Source organism: Collinsella sp. CLA-ER-H5, assembly GCF_040092375.1.
Taxonomy (GTDB): Bacteria; Actinomycetota; Coriobacteriia; order Coriobacteriales; family Coriobacteriaceae; genus Collinsella.
Genome location: NZ_JBBNLR010000005.1, coordinates 19100 through 34086, shown reverse-complemented (window position 1 = coordinate 34086; position 14987 = coordinate 19100). Strand labels below are relative to the sequence as shown.

Annotated in this window: 13 protein-coding genes and 2 tRNA genes; 5 read left to right on the top strand and 10 right to left on the bottom strand. The window is 61.9% G+C overall.

Annotated features, from left to right (window positions below; all coding sequences use genetic code 11):
- Positions 1–35: 35 nt before the first annotated feature.
- From cobI to cobM, 3 genes are read right to left on the bottom strand one after another with little or no spacing between them, the layout of a single operon-like run.
- Entirely contained in the window at positions 36–725 is a 690-nt protein-coding gene (gene cobI, locus AAAX31_RS03030; RefSeq protein ID WP_117583471.1) for a precorrin-2 C(20)-methyltransferase, read from the bottom strand.
- Complete coding sequence (gene cbiD / locus AAAX31_RS03025) at positions 718–1902, bottom strand: cobalt-precorrin-5B (C(1))-methyltransferase CbiD (RefSeq protein ID WP_349076126.1); 1185 nt, start codon at positions 1900–1902, stop codon at positions 718–720. The genes cobI and cbiD overlap by 8 nt, the downstream gene beginning before the upstream one ends.
- A 1-nt stretch (position 1903) precedes the next feature.
- Complete coding sequence (gene cobM / locus AAAX31_RS03020) at positions 1904–2695, bottom strand: precorrin-4 C(11)-methyltransferase (RefSeq protein WP_349076124.1); 792 nt, start codon at positions 2693–2695, stop codon at positions 1904–1906.
- Positions 2696–3153: 458 nt separating this feature from the next.
- Here cobM and AAAX31_RS03015 point away from each other — a divergent pair, with 458 nt between their 5' ends.
- The 5 genes from AAAX31_RS03015 to AAAX31_RS02995 all read left to right on the top strand — a co-directional run bounded on the left by AAAX31_RS03015 (position 3154) and on the right by AAAX31_RS02995 (position 8687).
- Positions 3154–4080 carry a sirohydrochlorin cobaltochelatase gene (locus AAAX31_RS03015; protein ID WP_177720835.1) on the top strand — a complete coding sequence of 309 codons (927 nt, stop codon included), beginning with the start codon at positions 3154–3156 and terminating at the stop codon, positions 4078–4080.
- Positions 4081–4224: 144 nt separating this feature from the next.
- Entirely contained in the window at positions 4225–4749 is a 525-nt protein-coding gene (locus AAAX31_RS03010; RefSeq protein ID WP_349076122.1) for a hypothetical protein, read from the top strand.
- Positions 4750–4753: 4 nt separating this feature from the next.
- Positions 4754–6325, top strand: a complete 1572-nt coding sequence (locus tag AAAX31_RS03005; RefSeq protein WP_349076121.1) for an ABC transporter substrate-binding protein — start codon at positions 4754–4756, stop codon at positions 6323–6325.
- Between the two features lie 4 nt (positions 6326–6329).
- Positions 6330–7370: an iron ABC transporter permease gene (locus AAAX31_RS03000; protein WP_349076119.1), complete on the top strand. Its 1041-nt coding sequence runs from the start codon at positions 6330–6332 to the stop codon at positions 7368–7370.
- Positions 7371–8687 carry an ABC transporter ATP-binding protein gene (locus AAAX31_RS02995; RefSeq protein ID WP_349076117.1) on the top strand — a complete coding sequence of 439 codons (1317 nt, stop codon included), beginning with the start codon at positions 7371–7373 and terminating at the stop codon, positions 8685–8687.
- 112 nt (positions 8688–8799) lie between these two features.
- Here the strand turns inward: AAAX31_RS02995 and AAAX31_RS02990 are convergent, their stop codons facing one another.
- The 7 genes from AAAX31_RS02990 to AAAX31_RS02960 all read right to left on the bottom strand — a co-directional run bounded on the left by AAAX31_RS02990 (position 8800) and on the right by AAAX31_RS02960 (position 14927).
- Positions 8800–9411, bottom strand: a complete 612-nt coding sequence (locus tag AAAX31_RS02990) for a TetR/AcrR family transcriptional regulator (RefSeq protein WP_157757975.1) — start codon at positions 9409–9411, stop codon at positions 8800–8802.
- 116 nt (positions 9412–9527) lie between these two features.
- Positions 9528–10835 (bottom strand): lysylphosphatidylglycerol synthase transmembrane domain-containing protein, encoded by a 1308-nt coding sequence (locus AAAX31_RS02985; protein ID WP_349076115.1) that lies wholly within the window; start codon positions 10833–10835, stop codon positions 9528–9530.
- A 150-nt stretch (positions 10836–10985) separates the two neighbouring features.
- A tRNA-Glu gene (locus AAAX31_RS02980) sits at positions 10986–11062 on the bottom strand.
- Between the two features lie 22 nt (positions 11063–11084).
- Positions 11085–11161, bottom strand: a tRNA-Glu gene (locus tag AAAX31_RS02975).
- Between the two features lie 152 nt (positions 11162–11313).
- Entirely contained in the window at positions 11314–12708 is a 1395-nt protein-coding gene (locus AAAX31_RS02970) for an HD domain-containing protein (RefSeq protein WP_349076114.1), read from the bottom strand.
- A gap of 164 nt (positions 12709–12872) precedes the next feature.
- Positions 12873–13805 carry a 1-phosphofructokinase family hexose kinase gene (locus AAAX31_RS02965; protein WP_349076113.1) on the bottom strand — a complete coding sequence of 311 codons (933 nt, stop codon included), beginning with the start codon at positions 13803–13805 and terminating at the stop codon, positions 12873–12875.
- A 189-nt stretch (positions 13806–13994) separates the two neighbouring features.
- Complete coding sequence (locus AAAX31_RS02960) at positions 13995–14927, bottom strand: 1-phosphofructokinase family hexose kinase (protein WP_055250439.1); 933 nt, start codon at positions 14925–14927, stop codon at positions 13995–13997.
- Between the last annotated feature and the right edge of the window lie 60 nt (positions 14928–14987).

The following is a 14987-nucleotide window of genomic DNA, read 5'->3' as shown; positions in this document are numbered from 1 at the left end:
CCCCTCTCAGTGAACGCTATGCAGGAAACCCTCATCTAGCGCACCACCATCGTCGAGAAGTAGCTGCCCCGATCGGGCACATCGTCGAGCGAGCGGTACACGCGCTCGCCCGGAAGCCCACAGTCCTCTACGAGCTCGGCACCGTCGAAGGCGCCCTCCTCGCGAAGGATGCGCTTCGTGTCCGCAAGCGAGCGGCGCGCCTTCATGACCACCTTCGTCCCCGGCCAGCCGATTGCGCGGCGCACGTCGTCGTAGCCGCCGGGCACGATGTGCAGAGGCGACGACATCTCGGGCGTGAGGTCGCGCTCGAGCGCTGCGGCGACCGCGCAGAAGCTCGGCACGCCGGGAATGGCGCGCGCCTCGAACCCGCAGGCGCGCACGTCGGGCGCTATGCGCTGGAAGGTGGCGTAGATGCTCGGGTCCCCCAGGTTCAGCAGCGCGACGTCGCGGACCGCATCCAGGTGCGCGACAAGCTCGCGAACAAGCGAGGCATGCTCGGCCGTGCGGCGCTCGGCGTCGCGCGTCATCGAGAATCGCACGGGGATCACCGTCTTGCTTGTAAGGTCGACGGCGCCGCGCACGATGTCGAGCGCGACCATGGCCCCGTCCGCCGTCTGCGGTGCGGCGATGACCGGACATGATTCGATTGTGCGGACGGCCTTGATCGTGAGCAGCTCGGGGTCGCCAGGCCCCGTGCCCACCCCGTACAGCACGCCTTTACTCATACGTCGCCCCCAATTCCCCGATAACTGCATCGGCGCCCGACGTGCGGAAAATCTCGCGGCGCTCGGCGTCGAACACGACCGCGGCGATGTCGCATGCGCCCGCCGCGCGGCGGCGCAACCTGTCCTCGATTGCCGCAGCGAGCGAGGCGCGCGCAGCGTCCCCCACGCCGGCGGCCTCGATTACCTCGAGCGCCGCCGTGGTCGTGACCGACGACATGATCTCGCGCACGGTCTTCGCGCCCGCGCCGGCCAAGGCCGCGTGAGCGGCCAGAATCTCCGCGCGGCAGTCGGCGGTACGCGAATGGGTGTCCATGATGCCGCCCGCGACCTTCACCAGCTTGCCGATGTGTCCCACAAGAAGAACATTGGTAAATCCCTCGCGAACGCAGCAATCAATCGCATCGCCCACGAAGTTGGAGATGAAGACCACCGGCGCACCGTTTAGGTGGAAATGCCTCGAGATGAACTGCGCGCCGTAGTTGCCAGGCGTGAGCACGACTCCGCGCCGCCCCATAGCCGCATGCTGCCGGATCTCGAGCTCGATGCTGTCGCGCAAGGCAGCGAGGCTGCGCGGCTCGACGATGCCCGTCGTGCCCAGGATGGAGATGCCGTCCTCTATCCCCAGGTGCGGGTTGAAGGTCTTTTCGGCAAGGGCAACACCCTCGGGTACCGAAATCGTCACAGCAATATTTCCAGAAAAGCCGTGCGCGGCGCACACCTCGCGCACCGCCGAAGTGATCATCGCGCGCGGCGTCGCGTTGATGGCGGCCGCCCCCACCGGCTGCTCGAGCCCGGGCAACGTCACGCGCCCCACGCCCACGCCGCCATCAACGGAAACTTCCGATTCGAGCGCGGGCACGCCCTTGCTGCCCGCAGCGCCCGTGCCCGACCCCGCATGTTCCACGCGCGCGTACACGAGCACGCCGTCGGTCACATCGGCATCGTCGCCTGCGTCCTTTCGCACGGCGCACTGGGCGCACCCCTCGCCGATACATGCGTCAACCACGTCCGTCTCGACAGGCAGCCCGCCGGGGGTGACGATCGACACGCAGCCGACGGGCTTTCGTGACAAGAGCATCTCGCAGGCCGCCTTCGCCGCGAGCGCGGCGCAGCTCCCCGTGGTATAGCCGCAGCGCAGGCGGGCCGTCCCGGTATATATGTAGTGCTCGAAGGCCACGCTAGCTTCTCGCCTTCCGATACCCCGTGGCAAACGAAGGGTCGTAAAGCTTGCTGCGCTCGTAGGACTCCGCTTGCGCGCCGTCGTGCGCAAGCCCGCCGCGAGCTCCGAGAACGCGGCCCACCACCACGAGCGCCGTGCGGTCGATGCCCTCTCGCGCGCCCGCATCGGCGAGCGTGCCCACTGTGCATCGCACCACGCGCTCCTCAGGCCAGGTCGCCTTGTACACGAGCGCCGCCGGCTCGTCGGAGCTGCGGCCCGCGGCCAAAAGCTCGGCGGAAAGCTCGGCGAGCATGCCCAAGCTCAGGAAGATGACCATAGTCGAGCCGCTTTCCGCCATGGTGCGCATGCCCTCGCCCGCGGGCATGGGGGTGCGTCCGGAAAGCCGCGTGATCACGACCGACTGGCTGATTCCCGGCAGCGTGTATTCCTGGCGAAGCGCCGCCGCGGCACCGCAAAAGCTCGACACGCCGGGCACCACCTCGTAGTCCACGCCGCGCGCGTCGAGTGCGTCCATCTGCTCCTGGATGGCGCCGTACAGGCACGGGTCGCCCGTGTGCAGGCGCACCACTTCCTCGCCCCGCGCATCTGCCGCGCACATCACGTCGAGCACTTCCTCCAAGGTCATGTGCGCGCTGTCGTAGACGATGCAGGATTCCTTGCACTCAGCGAGCAGCTCGGGGTTCACAAGGCTTCCCGCCCAAACGACCACGTCGGCCGCGCGCAGAAGGCGCGCCCCGCGCAGCGTGATAAGGTCGGCGGCGCCCGAGCCTGCGCCAACGATATGAATCATCCGAGCCTTCCTTCCCGTTTCTCATCGCAACCGTTTACGCCGCCATTCGCGCAGCGGGCAAAACACGGCGCCTGCGGCAGCAATGGGCGCAAATACGCAGGCAGGAGGCGCAATGCCGCCCGCCCTGGGCTTTGACACGTTCACAAGTGCCCACTATCATAGTAAAAGTTTCGGCAACGAGCATATGACAATCGGATAAAAGGAAATGACCGGCGCGGCGCCCGCACAGCCCGCGCTGGCTTGCGGAGGGAACCAGGTGGGAATCCTGGGCAAGGGACATTACTGTATAGGACGCGCGGGCGAACCGCCTCGCGCCCCAAGCCAGACTGCTTCGCCTTTTCCTCACGGCATCGCCGTGGCGTTAGCTCCTTGTGAACCCCGAGGGGTGCGCTTTTCTTTCGCTTGTGCCGACAAGCAACTGTCGCCGGGGGACCGGCAAACCGAGGAAAGGAAAAACCATGTCCGACCAGATGTCACGCCGCGGCTTCATGAGCGCCGCAGCAACCGGAGCCGTCGCGCTCGCCGGAGTCGCGCTCGCGGGCTGCTCCAACACCTCCGCAAGTTCCGAAAAATCGAGTGAAAAGGAGAAGGCCGTGAAGCCGGTCATCCTCGTCACGAGCTTCGGCACGAGCTACAACGACTCGCGCCACATCACCATCGGCGCCATCGAAGACGCTATCCGCGAGAAGTACTGGCAGGACTACGACATCCGCCGCGCCTTCACCGCGCAGATCATCATCGACAAGCTGAAGAAGCGCGACGGCATCACGATCGACAACATGACCGAGGCGCTCGACCGCTGCGTGGAAGACGGCGTGAAGGAAATCGTCGTGCAGCCGACGCATCTCATGGGTGGCCTGGAATACACCGACGTGAAAGACGAGCTCGACAAGTACGCCGACAAGTTCGACAAAATCTCGCTCGGCGACCCGCTGCTCACCTCCGACGACGACTACAAGAAGGTGGCCGCAGCCATTAAGGAGAACATGGCGTCCTTCGACGACGGCAAGACGGCGCTGTGCCTCATGGGCCACGGCACCGAAGCCGATTCCAACGCCGACTATGCCAAGATGCAGGAAGTGTTTAAGAACGAGGGCTTGACGCAGTTCTTCGTCGGCACCGTCGAGGCTGAACCGACCTGCGAGGATGTTATCGCCGCCGCGAGCGCCGCAGGCTACAAGAAGGCCGTGCTCGCGCCGTTCATGGTGGTCGCGGGCGACCACGCGAACAACGACATGGCAGACGAGACCGACCCCGACAGCTGGGCTGCGAAGTTCGTGGCCGCCGGCTTCGAAGTGACGTGCCTGCTCCAGGGTCTGGGACAGAACGTCGCGGTCGACGACATCTACGTCTCGCACGTGGACGACGCCATCGCCAAGCTGTAAACTCGCCGCGCACGGGGGCGCCGGTCGCGTCCCCGTGCAACGGGCATGCGCCTTCCCCGACTGACGGCGCATGCCCGTTGCATTCGCATCCCGCCCGCCCACCGCACGGCGCGGGCGGTCGAAGCGATTGAAAGGAACCCCTTCATGTTGAAGAAAACCCTCGCCTTCGCCCTGTCGGCGGCGCTTTTCGCGTTCTCGCTCGCCGGCTGCGGCGGAAATTCAATCGACAGCGCAAAGGCAAGCGATGCCGATTCCCAGGAAAAAACCGAACAGGCGGCCGAGGACGCAAGCGCTGCCCCCATCACCGCCGACAAGGTGGCCGACGGCACCTATCCGATCACCGTAGATTCCAGCTCGAACATGTTCAGGATTGTGGACGCCCAGCTCATCGTGGAAAACGGCTCCATGCACTGCGTGATGACGCTTTCCGGCACGGGCTACGGCAAGCTCTTCATGGGCACGGGCGACGAGGCTGCCGCCACGAGCGAGGCCGACTTCATCCCCTATGTGGAAAACGCGGAAGGCAAGTACACCTACGACGTGCCCGTTGAAGCGCTCGACGAGGACACCGCCTGCGCCGCGTGGAGTATTAGAAAAGAGCAGTGGTACGACCGCACGCTCGTGTTCGAATCCGCCGGCGTCGATCTGCGCGCCGACGCACTGAAGTAACGCCATGCGGTCGATTCTTCCCAAGGGGGAAAGCAGGAAGCGTCGCAGCATCGCGGTGCGCGCGATCGCCTGCGTTCTCGTCGCCCTGCTCGCGCTTCCCTTCGCGGGGTGCAGTGCGAGCCCGAACGCGACCGGTGGCACGGCAGGCTCTCAGGAATACACTGTGAGCGTCTCGCTCTCCGGCGGGTCAGGGCGCGCAAGCATCGCCTCACCCACCACAATTGTGAAGGATGGCGACACCTACACCGCGACCATCACATGGTCGAGTTCGAACTACGACAAAATGACCGTCAACGGCGTGGACTACGCGCCCGTAAACGACGGCGGCAACTCCACCTTCGAGATACCCGTCACGCTCGACGAGGACATTGCCGTGTCGGCCGAGACCGTCGCCATGTCGACGCCGCACACCATCGACTACACGCTCCGCTTCGATTCATCCACCATGAAGGAGAAATCGGGCGACGAAGCAAGCGGCGGCTCCCCTGCGGGAACGGCTTCAAGCGCCGCGGCCGACTTCCACAACGCCGATTTGGGCTGCGGCTGGGAGCCGACGGGGGCGCTTCAGCTTGAATACGCCGAGCACTTCACTGTCGACGAGTTCGAAGGCGGCCTGCGGCTAATCTGCGTTTCGAACGGGGAGCGCTTCCTCGTGGTGCCGCAAGATGCGAAGGTGCCTGATGGGTTGAGCTCCGACATCGCGGTCATAAGGCGCCCCGCCGACAAGGTGTACCTCGTGTCGTCGGCGACGATGTGCCTGGTCGACGCGCTCGACGCGAACGACAATATCCTCATGTCGGGCACGAAGGCCGACGATTGCTCGGTCGCGGGCTTCAAAAGCGCGCTCGAAAGTGGGGCGATCGCCTACGGCGGCAAGTACAGCGCGCCCGACTACGAGCGAATATCGGCCTCGGGCTGCACGCTCGCCATCGAGAACACCATGATCAACCACACGCCCGATGTGAAGGAAAAACTGCAGAAGCTCGGGCTCGTCGTGCTCACCGAACAGTCGTCGAGCGAGCCCGAAGCACTCGGGCGCGTCGAGTGGATTAAGCTTTTCGGCGTCCTGTTCGACAAGGAAGACGAGGCCGCGCGCCTGTTCAACGAGCAGAAGGCCCGCGTCGAGCAAACGTCGGGGCTCGCGTCGTCAGGTAAAACCGTGGCGTATTTCTACATTAACTCGAACGGGGCCGCCGTCACGCGGCGGGCGGGCGACTACGTGGCGCAGATGATCCAGCTTGCAGGCGGCAGCTACGCGCTCGATGACGCACAGACGGCGTCGACGTCAGGTTCGTCGGTAACGCTCGAAATGGAGCGCTTCTACGCGACGGCGAAGGATGCCGACATCATCGTCTACAACGGCACCATCGACGAATCGGTTGCCACCTTGGACGACTTCGTAGGCAAAAACGCGCTATTGTCGCAGTTCAAAGCCGTGAAGAACGGCAACGTCTGGGTCACAAGCGCCGACATGTACCAGCAGATGACTTCTGCCGCCGACATTATCGACGAGCTGCACGGGGCGTTCACCGGCGATGACGCGAGCGACTTCCATTATCTGAGGAAGCTCGGCTAGTGCCATGAGAAGCCGACTTTCCATGGCATACAACGAATCGGGGCGCGCCGCGCGGTGTCGCGTCGTGACGGCGCTGCTCGCTGTTTCCCTCATCGTGCTCGTCGGGGCCAACCTGTGCATCGGGAGCGTGCTCGTGCCCGCAGACCACATCCCCGGCATCCTTTCGGGCGGCGCGGCCAATTCCATGGAAAGCCAGGTCATCTGGGAGATTCGCCTGCCGCGCGTGCTTTCAGCCGTGCTTCTCGGCGGGGCACTTTCGCTCTCCGGGTTCCTGCTGCAGACGTTTTTCAACAACCCCATCGCCGACCCGTTCATCTTGGGCGTCTCCTCGGGCGCAAAGTTCGTCGTCGCGCTTACGATGATCGTACTTCTGGGTGCGAACCAGGCCATGTCCTCGCCGGCCATGGTGGCCGCAGCGTTTCTGGGCTCGCTTATCACCATCGGCTTCGTGCTCCTCATCGCACGGCGCATAAGTTCAATGGCCATGCTCATCGTGGCAGGCGTCATGGTGGGATACATCTGCTCGGCGGCGACGAACTTCCTCATCGCCTTCGCCGACGACCAGTCCATCGTGAACCTGCACAACTGGTCTTTGGGTAGCTTCTCGGGTTCGAGCTGGGACGACGTCGCGGTCATCGCGGTCGCGGTGATCACCGTGAGCGCATGCGTATTCGCGATATCGAAGCCCCTTTCCGCCTTCCAGCTGGGAGAAGCCTACGCGAAAAGCGTCGGCGTGAACGTCGAACGCTTCCGTGTGGTGCTCGTCCTTCTAGCGAGCATGCTCTCCGCCTGCGTGACCGCGTTCGCTGGTCCGGTGTCGTTCGTAGGCATCGCGGTTCCACATCTCGTGAAGTCGGCGCTGAAGTCGTCGAAGCCCATCCGCGTGATTCCCGCGTGCTTCATGGGAGGCGCCATCTTCTGCGCGGGCTGCGATTTGATCGCGCGCACGCTGTTCTCTCCCGTCGAGCTTTCCATCAGCGCCGTCACCGCCATCTTCGGCGCGCCGGTGGTTATCGCGCTCATGTTGAAGAAGCGGGTGAGGTAGATGGGGGAATTCGTGCCGCGGCCCAAAACGCTCGGAGGGGACATTCCATGCTTAGACAGTCCTGAGCTCGCACGAAAGCGCCAGAAGGCACTTTCGGCTCGTGCGGAACTGCGCGCGGAACGCCTCCTCCGAGCGGAGCCGAACCTTGAAACCCCGGTCGAAACGCAGGCTGACGGAGCGCCGCTTTTCCGCATAAGCGACCTGTCGGCGGGCTACGACAAGAAGGTCGTAGTCGAAGGCGTCGACCTGGAGGTTCGCGCGGGCGACGTCGTGGCGCTCATCGGGCCGAACGGCTCGGGCAAGTCGACTATCTTGAAAACCATCACACGCCATCTGGCACCGCTTGCCGGCGAGGTCGAGCTCGACGGGCGGGAGATTTCCCGATGGAAGACGGCGGAGTTCGCAAGGAGCCTTGCCGTTATGCTGACAGATCGCCCCCGGACCGAGCTCCTCACCTGCCGCGATATCGTAGAGGCGGGAAGGCATCCCTACACCGGGCGAATGGGCACACTCTCGCCCGACGACCATAATCGGGTCGACAAGGCCATGAAAACCGCACATGTGGAAGAGCTCGCCGAGCGCGACTTCATGCAGATAAGCGACGGGCAACGCCAGCGTGTCATGCTCGCACGCGCCATCGCGCAGGATCCGCGTGTGCTCGTGCTCGACGAGCCCACGTCGTATCTCGATATCCGCTACCAGATCGACCTGCTGCGAATACTTCGCCACCTTGCGAAATCGCGGAATGTGGCTGTCATCATGTCCATCCACGAACTCGAGCTCGCGCAGAAAAGCGCCGACAAGGTGATTTGCGTGAAGGACGGCCGGGTCTTCCGCGCCGGCGCACCCGAGGACATATTCACGCGCGAGACGATTGGCGAGCTCTACGGCCTTCAGCATGGCACCTTCAACGAGCGCTTCGGCAGCGTGGAAATTGGGCGCCCGCACGGCGATGCACACACGTTCGTCATCGCCGGCGCAGGTACGGGGTCTGCTGTGTTTCGCCAGCTCATCCGGCAGGGCAAGGCGTTCTACGCGGGCGTTCTGCACGAAGGGGACATCGACTGCGAGCTCGCGCGCGACCTGGCGGCGGAATGCGTGGCCGAGCGCGCCTTCGAGCCGATCGGGGATAAAACCATAGCCCGCGCCAAAGAGCTCCTCGTCCACTGCGCGCGCCTTATCGTGTGCCCCGCCGCCTTCGGCACCATAAACGCCCGCAACACAGAGCTCGTCGAGTTCGCACGCTCGCATGGTATCGAGGTCATGCGAGCGTGCGAAGGCGCATTGGAGGATTCCAAATTGGAGTGGGAAGGATAAACTGGACTTTCTTTTAAGTATCCTCAGGCTAAAGTTCCTACGCCGACGAGGTCTACAAGGCGCCGGAGAACCTCGTGAACAGGTATTTCCAAGCCGACGAGCCCAACTAGGCCTAATCCAAGCGAGATTCCAGACTCGACAGACCATTGAGAGTTAGGTCGTTGGCGACCTCAGAGACACGCTCGATAGGAACCGAGCCGTCAGACAGTGCCCACGTGCGATAGATACCGATAATACCCGACAGCAAAAACGCCAGATAATAGTCGAACATCTCGTCCTTGAGACCTTGGGGCAGCAGATCGCGCTCGGCAATCTCATGTTCGAGCGGCGCACGAAGACGAGCCATGAAATCATCGAGCGGAATATTCTCGATCAGCTGACGATTGAGCACTAAGTTGTTGCACAGTGCCTCGTTAACGGTTTTAAAGAAGGTCGCCGCCGCGCCAAGAGCGCGCTCGTTGGTGTCACCGTCCATAGAAGCAAGCGTTTTCTCGACCGAGTCGACAATCATCTCCACAACATCGACGGCAATGGCATCGAGCAGGCCGTCAACCGTGCCAAAGTGCACGTAGAAGGTTTTGCGGTCGACATTGGCCTCGCGTGCGATGGCACTCACCGTAATGTCTGCCAGCGGCTTTTCCATGAGCAGGCGCTCGAAAGCGGAAAGGATGGCATTACGGCTGCGAACAATGCGGCGGTCAAGACGCGGTTTGCTGGTTGCCATGGGCGTGTCCCTTCGATATGCGAGCATTCATCAACAGATGAGAGATAATCTACGTAAGAGGATTATCCCCCATACAGCACAAATATGCCCCGCATCATGAAGAACGCACGACTGTCCTACTGCGACTTAGGGCGCTTCTTCTTATTGAGTGCCGACGGAGATACGCGTATACCATCGCCTGTCTGGCGCACATAGGCTTTATGAGCCGGCTTAGCGGTCCCAGAAGCCTTCTGAGCGTGCTTCTTGGGATCAACGGTAACAGCATTCGTGGGGTGCGGCTTCGCGGCCACAGAGGGCATCTGAGGCGTGCGGCCGAGCTTGCGCATCACGCGATCCCAGCGCGCATGGATGCTCTCGTTGTGGGCGCTCTTAAGTCCCAGCAGGGGCGCAGCCAAAATGGTCGGCGCAATAAACGTAATGAGGCGCCACAGCAGATAGCCGGCGGTCGAAGCCGACCCAAAGAAATGACCCAAGAACAATGCAAAGCCGCCCTCAGCGCCACCAGTTCCACCGGGCAAGGGAACCGCAGAGCTCAGCAGCTGGACAAAGGCGCTCGCGGCCATGACCGAGAAAAAGTCGACCTCGTGGTGGCCAAAGGCAAGCATCAGGAAATACGGCACCAGATAGAAAAACGCGAGCTGCAGCATGGTGATAAACACGGTGAGCAGCATGGAAGAAAAATGTCCGGCTGAAAGCTTGAACTTCTCGGAGAAGGAGTAGATCTCGCCGTCGACAAACGTGCGCCATCCCTCGATCTTAGTGGCCGAGACACCAATGCGCTCAAGCCAATTGATGATGCAGTGGGCGACGCGCGTGACGGTCTTAGGCATGAGCGCGACGGCGAAGATGCCCAGCAAGATGCAGCAGTGCCCACCAAAGCTAAAGACGCACAGCAGCGTCATGTCGCCATAGCGCTCGGCAAAAAACGGCATGCGAGCAAGCAGTAGGATAGCGCCCCAGGCAACGAGGCCAAACTGGTACACGATAAAGCGCGTGAACTGCGTGGCTCCGGCCTCGCCGACATTTTGGCCCGCCTTGGTCAGGCGGTAGATCTGGGCGGGAGTCGAGCCCATCATCATAGGTGTGAGGTTTCCAAAGAAGATGCCACTCGCCTCGACCGAAATCAGGTCGCGAATGCCGACGGGTGAATTGGGGTCGAGCCATACGGCGATCGCATAGGCCACAATGCCAAAGAACAGATACATGAACATGCAAAGACACGCGACAAAGAGCCATGACCCCTGCACGCTCGACATAGCGGCCCAGAACTGCCCCATCTGCCCGGTTACCACCAGATAGACGATATAACCCACCAGCACGACGCCGATAAAGATGGCGCCGCGGCGTGCGCTCTTATTGTCATCTCCGCCCGAGGCCTCAACCTCGACCTGGGGCTTAGACGTATGCTGAGAGGACTCCGTCATGAGACTCCTTCTTACAGTCAAAATATCTTGGTTATTGTACCCGTAAGGGCCATAAGCAGAACGCAAAGCTCTTGTTCAAACGGGAATGACAGACAGTTGTTTGATAATAAAAAACCCGGCCTTCCGTTGAAAGACCGGGTATCAGATGCGTGGTAGCCCGTACCAGATTCGAACTGGTGATCTCCGCCTTGAGAGGGCGGCGTCCTAAACCGCTAGACGAACGGGCCATAAGCCTCAGCAGAAAAGAAGTGGTAGCCCGTACCAGATTCGAACTGGTGATCTCCGCCTTGAGAGGGCGGCGTCCTAAACCGCTAGACGAACGGGCCACATGACATCTGCACTGCCGTGCTGCGAGGAAATATATTACGGGACAAAAAACGCAAGCGCAAGAAGAAATTCCAAATTGCCGAAATTTTGTCGCGAGGTTATGGAACGCGCAGGTCAACAAGGTAGCTAATTTGGGACGGGGCTATTTTAGCTACCCTAGGTGGAGATGAGTCAGGAGGGCTTCGCGGTTGTTGGGGATGTTGTCCTCGATCACGGCGTCGAGGGCGGCGTTGAGAAGCTGTCCCAGCTCCGGCCCCGGCTTGACGCCGGCGCGGATCAAGTCGCCACCATTGATGGCAAGCATCTTGAGTGTATAGGGCTCCCCCGCCTGCAGCAGATCGTGGGCGAGCGTACGCATCTCCTCGATCGTCTCGACGTAATAGAAGCACGAGGGCGCCTTGCCGAGCGTGTCGGCACGCTTAAGGTCCATGAGCTCGTCCATCAGACGCGGCGTATCGACACCCTCGCCCGAAAGCGCGCGCATCATATTGAGCAGGCAGGAGCGCTCGGGGCGCAGCGGCTTGTCATGGTATTTGATCAGCAGGCACACATCGCGCACCAAATCGTGCGAGAGCGCCAGGCGATCCATGATGACACGCGCCTTCTTGGCGCCGAGCTCGGGATGACCGTAGAAGTGGCCGCTGCCGTCGTGATCGACCGTAAAGCACTCGGGTTTGGAAACGTCGTGCAAAAACGCCGCCCACATAAGGCTCGACGAGGGCGCGACGCCGTCGCACAGCGCCAGTTCCCCTGCCACCGTCAGCACGCGGGCGATATGCTCGTAGACGTTAAACGCATGATAGACGCTGCGTTGATCAAACCCGCGAGCGGACGCGAGCTCGGGCACGGCGGCGCAAACAAGCTCGGGGTAGCGCAGCATCGCGTCTCCCCCATGGCCGGTCGAAAGGATACCCTCGAGCTCAATGCCCACGCGCTCGCGCGCCACAGCATCGAGCAGCGGCGCGCACTCGGCAAGCGCCTGTTTAGTCTTAGGCTCGATCATAAAATCCAGACGGCAGGCAAAACGCACCGCGCGCAGCATGCGAAGCGCGTCCTCGTTAAAACGACGCTTGGGATCTCCAACGGCGCGGATGAGCTTGCGGTCTAGGTCGCCCTGACCATCGTAGCGGTCGACAAGACCACGCTCGGGATGCCAGGCCACAGCGTTAACGGTAAAGTCACGACGCGCCAGATCGTCCTCAAGCGACGCCGCACGCTCCACACTCTGGGGATGGCGGCCGTCGGTGTAAAAGCCGTCTAGGCGGTAGGTGGTGACCTCAATGCGCTCATCATCGCAAATAGCCGTGATGCCGCCAAATTTTATGCCCGACTCAACCACGGCGATATCAGCCGCTTCGAGCGCCTCTTTGGACTCCTGCCACAGGCCGCTGCAGCACATGTCAACATCGTGGCTGGGGCGTCCCATCAGGGCATCACGTACCCAACCGCCCACGTACCAAGCCTCAAGACCTGCTACCTCAAGCGCACGCAGGACACGGATAGAGGCATCGGTCGGCTGCGTACCGTTGAGCGAAACATTGCACATGCCTATGGCCTCCTGCGACTATCAAATTGGCTATCGATTGCGTCTGCAAGAAGTCTAGCAAGAAACAGCCTCCACTGCACACGCAAGTCCGATAAACAAAAACGCATCCGTCCTGGTCTAAGACGGATGCGAAATAATTGAACTATTCAGGCAAGGTGCCGGAACTAGCAAACCTGACGGATTGCAATACCCTTCTGATACTCATCGACCTTGGCAAAATCGCCCAGACCCGGGCACTCGACCACGTTGGCGCCGGTGGCCATCGAGAGGCGCAGGGCATCCTCGACGCGCTCGGGGGCGTCGTGCCACACGGAAAGGAAGGCGGCCAGCGAGGAGTCGCCCGCGCAGACGGTCGACAGCAGCTTGACGTCGAAGGTGCGGTTGGCAAACCAGATGTGCTCGCCGTTGGAGAAGTACGCGCCGTCGCCGCCGAGCGTCAGCAGTACATTCTTAGCGCCCTTGGCGTGCAGCTCGGCCATGGCGCCCTTGACGGACTCGTCGTCGCCACCGCTCACCTTAATGCCAAAGATGTCGAGCAGCTCGTCGTCGTTAGGCTTAATGAGGAGCGGCTCCATAGCAATGAGGTCGGCCAGCTGATGGCTCGAGATATCGAGCACGAACTCGGCGCCCTTCGCCTTCACGCGACGCAGGACCTCTGCCAGGAAGCCCTCGGAGGTGTTGGGGGGCAGCGAGCCGCTGATAACCAGGCAGGTCATGTCATCGAGCGAATCGATAAGCTCAAACATCTCCTGCTCGTTGGCCTCGTTGATGGCGGCACCGGCATTGACCATGTTGTACTCGGTGTCGGGACCGGCGTTGAGGAACACGTTGACACGCGTGATGCCGTCAGTCCACACGGGCTTGACGGGCACGCCCAGGGCCTCGGCGCCCTTAACGATGAACTCGCCCGAGAAGCCGGCGAAGAAGCCCAGGATCGTGGTGTCGACGCCGTAGCGGTCGAGCGTAAACGAAACGTTGAGACCCTTGCCGTTGGGGGTGTAGACGGCGTTGCGGGTACGCGTGACGGTGTTGGCAGCAAGACCGTCGCAGGAGATGTTGTAGTCAATGGCGGGATTTGCAGTAAGCGTGTAAATCATGAATGTTCCTTTCACGAAGCAACGTGTTAATGAAAGTATATTCCACGCTTCGGTAAAAGGCTACAACAACTCGGTGAACGGTGTGGAAGCGATGAAGTACGGCAGGACACCTCTCCACCATGGCGGAACAAAAACGGCGCCCCGATCAAAACCGGGACGCCGCATGCGCACGAATATGTCGCGTTTCGCTTACTTGCGATCGAGCTTACGGACGGCAACGCGCTTGCTGTACTCGTCAACGTGACCGAAGTCGCCGATGCCGACGGACTCGGCAACGTTGGCGCCGGTGGCCATAGCGAGCTTCATGGCCTCCTCGACGTTGTCGCGATCCCTGTACCACTTGTGCAGGAACGCAGCGAGGGTGCAGTCGCCGGCGCAGACGGAAGAAACCAGCTTGATGTTGAACTCACGCTTGGCGTACCAGATGTCCTCGCCGTTGGAGAAGTAAGCGTCGCCACGGCTACCACGGGTGAGCAGAACGTTCTGGACGCCGGCCTCGTGAGCCAGCTTCATGGCAACTCGGACCTCGTCGTCGGTGTCGACCGGCACGCCGAAGATGGCCTTCATCTCATGATGGTTCGGCTTGATGAGCAGCGGCTTCTTGTGAGCGAGCTCCTTGAGCTTGTCGGAAGAAAGGTCCAGGACGACGTCGGCGCCACGGGCCTGAGCGTGCTCCATGACCTGAGCCAGGAAGTCGGGCGTAGCTTTGGGAGGCACGGAGCCAGAGACGATCAGGCACTCAAGATCGCCCGCGGTGTCCAGGATGTTGTAGAGCTCCTCCTGGTGCTGCGGCGTAATAGGAGCACCGGGGTTGAGGATGCCGTACTCGTGCTGGCCATCGTTGACGTAGGTGTTGATACGCGTGATGCCGTCGGTCCAGACCGGGCGGCACAGGCAACCCAGGTTCATGACTTCCTCGACGATGAACTTGCCCGTGAAGCCGGCGAAGAAGCCGAGCGCGACGGTGTCGACGCCCATCTTCTTAAAGGCGAAGGACACGTCGAGGCCCTTGCCGTTGGCGGTGTAGCTGGCCGAGCCGGTGCGGACGTTCTCGTCGGGCTCGAGCGGAGAGCTCGAAACCGTCATGTCGACAGCCGGGTTAGCGGTTAGCGTGTAGAACATTTACATTACCCCCTGTATATGTGAGGGCCGCGTGGCCGGCCCATTCCAACCACGCGGTTA

Coding starts and splice junctions, on each gene's coding strand:
- AAAX31_RS02990 (WP_157757975.1), bottom strand. CDS start 9,411: ATGGCAACCAGCAAACCGCGTCTTGACCGCCGCATTGTTCGCAGCCGT.
- AAAX31_RS03000 (WP_349076119.1), top strand. CDS start 6,330: ATGAGAAGCCGACTTTCCATGGCATACAACGAATCGGGGCGCGCCGCG.
- AAAX31_RS03015 (WP_177720835.1), top strand. CDS start 3,154: ATGTCCGACCAGATGTCACGCCGCGGCTTCATGAGCGCCGCAGCAACC.
- AAAX31_RS03005 (WP_349076121.1), top strand. CDS start 4,754: ATGCGGTCGATTCTTCCCAAGGGGGAAAGCAGGAAGCGTCGCAGCATC.
- AAAX31_RS02995 (WP_349076117.1), top strand. CDS start 7,371: ATGGGGGAATTCGTGCCGCGGCCCAAAACGCTCGGAGGGGACATTCCA.
- AAAX31_RS02970 (WP_349076114.1), bottom strand. CDS start 12,708: ATGTGCAATGTTTCGCTCAACGGTACGCAGCCGACCGATGCCTCTATC.
- AAAX31_RS02965 (WP_349076113.1), bottom strand. CDS start 13,805: ATGATTTACACGCTTACTGCAAATCCCGCCATTGACTACAACATCTCC.
- cobI (WP_117583471.1), bottom strand. CDS start 725: ATGAGTAAAGGCGTGCTGTACGGGGTGGGCACGGGGCCTGGCGACCCC.
- cobM (WP_349076124.1), bottom strand. CDS start 2,695: ATGATTCATATCGTTGGCGCAGGCTCGGGCGCCGCCGACCTTATCACG.
- AAAX31_RS02985 (WP_349076115.1), bottom strand. CDS start 10,835: ATGACGGAGTCCTCTCAGCATACGTCTAAGCCCCAGGTCGAGGTTGAG.
- AAAX31_RS02960 (WP_055250439.1), bottom strand. CDS start 14,927: ATGTTCTACACGCTAACCGCTAACCCGGCTGTCGACATGACGGTTTCG.
- AAAX31_RS03010 (WP_349076122.1), top strand. CDS start 4,225: ATGTTGAAGAAAACCCTCGCCTTCGCCCTGTCGGCGGCGCTTTTCGCG.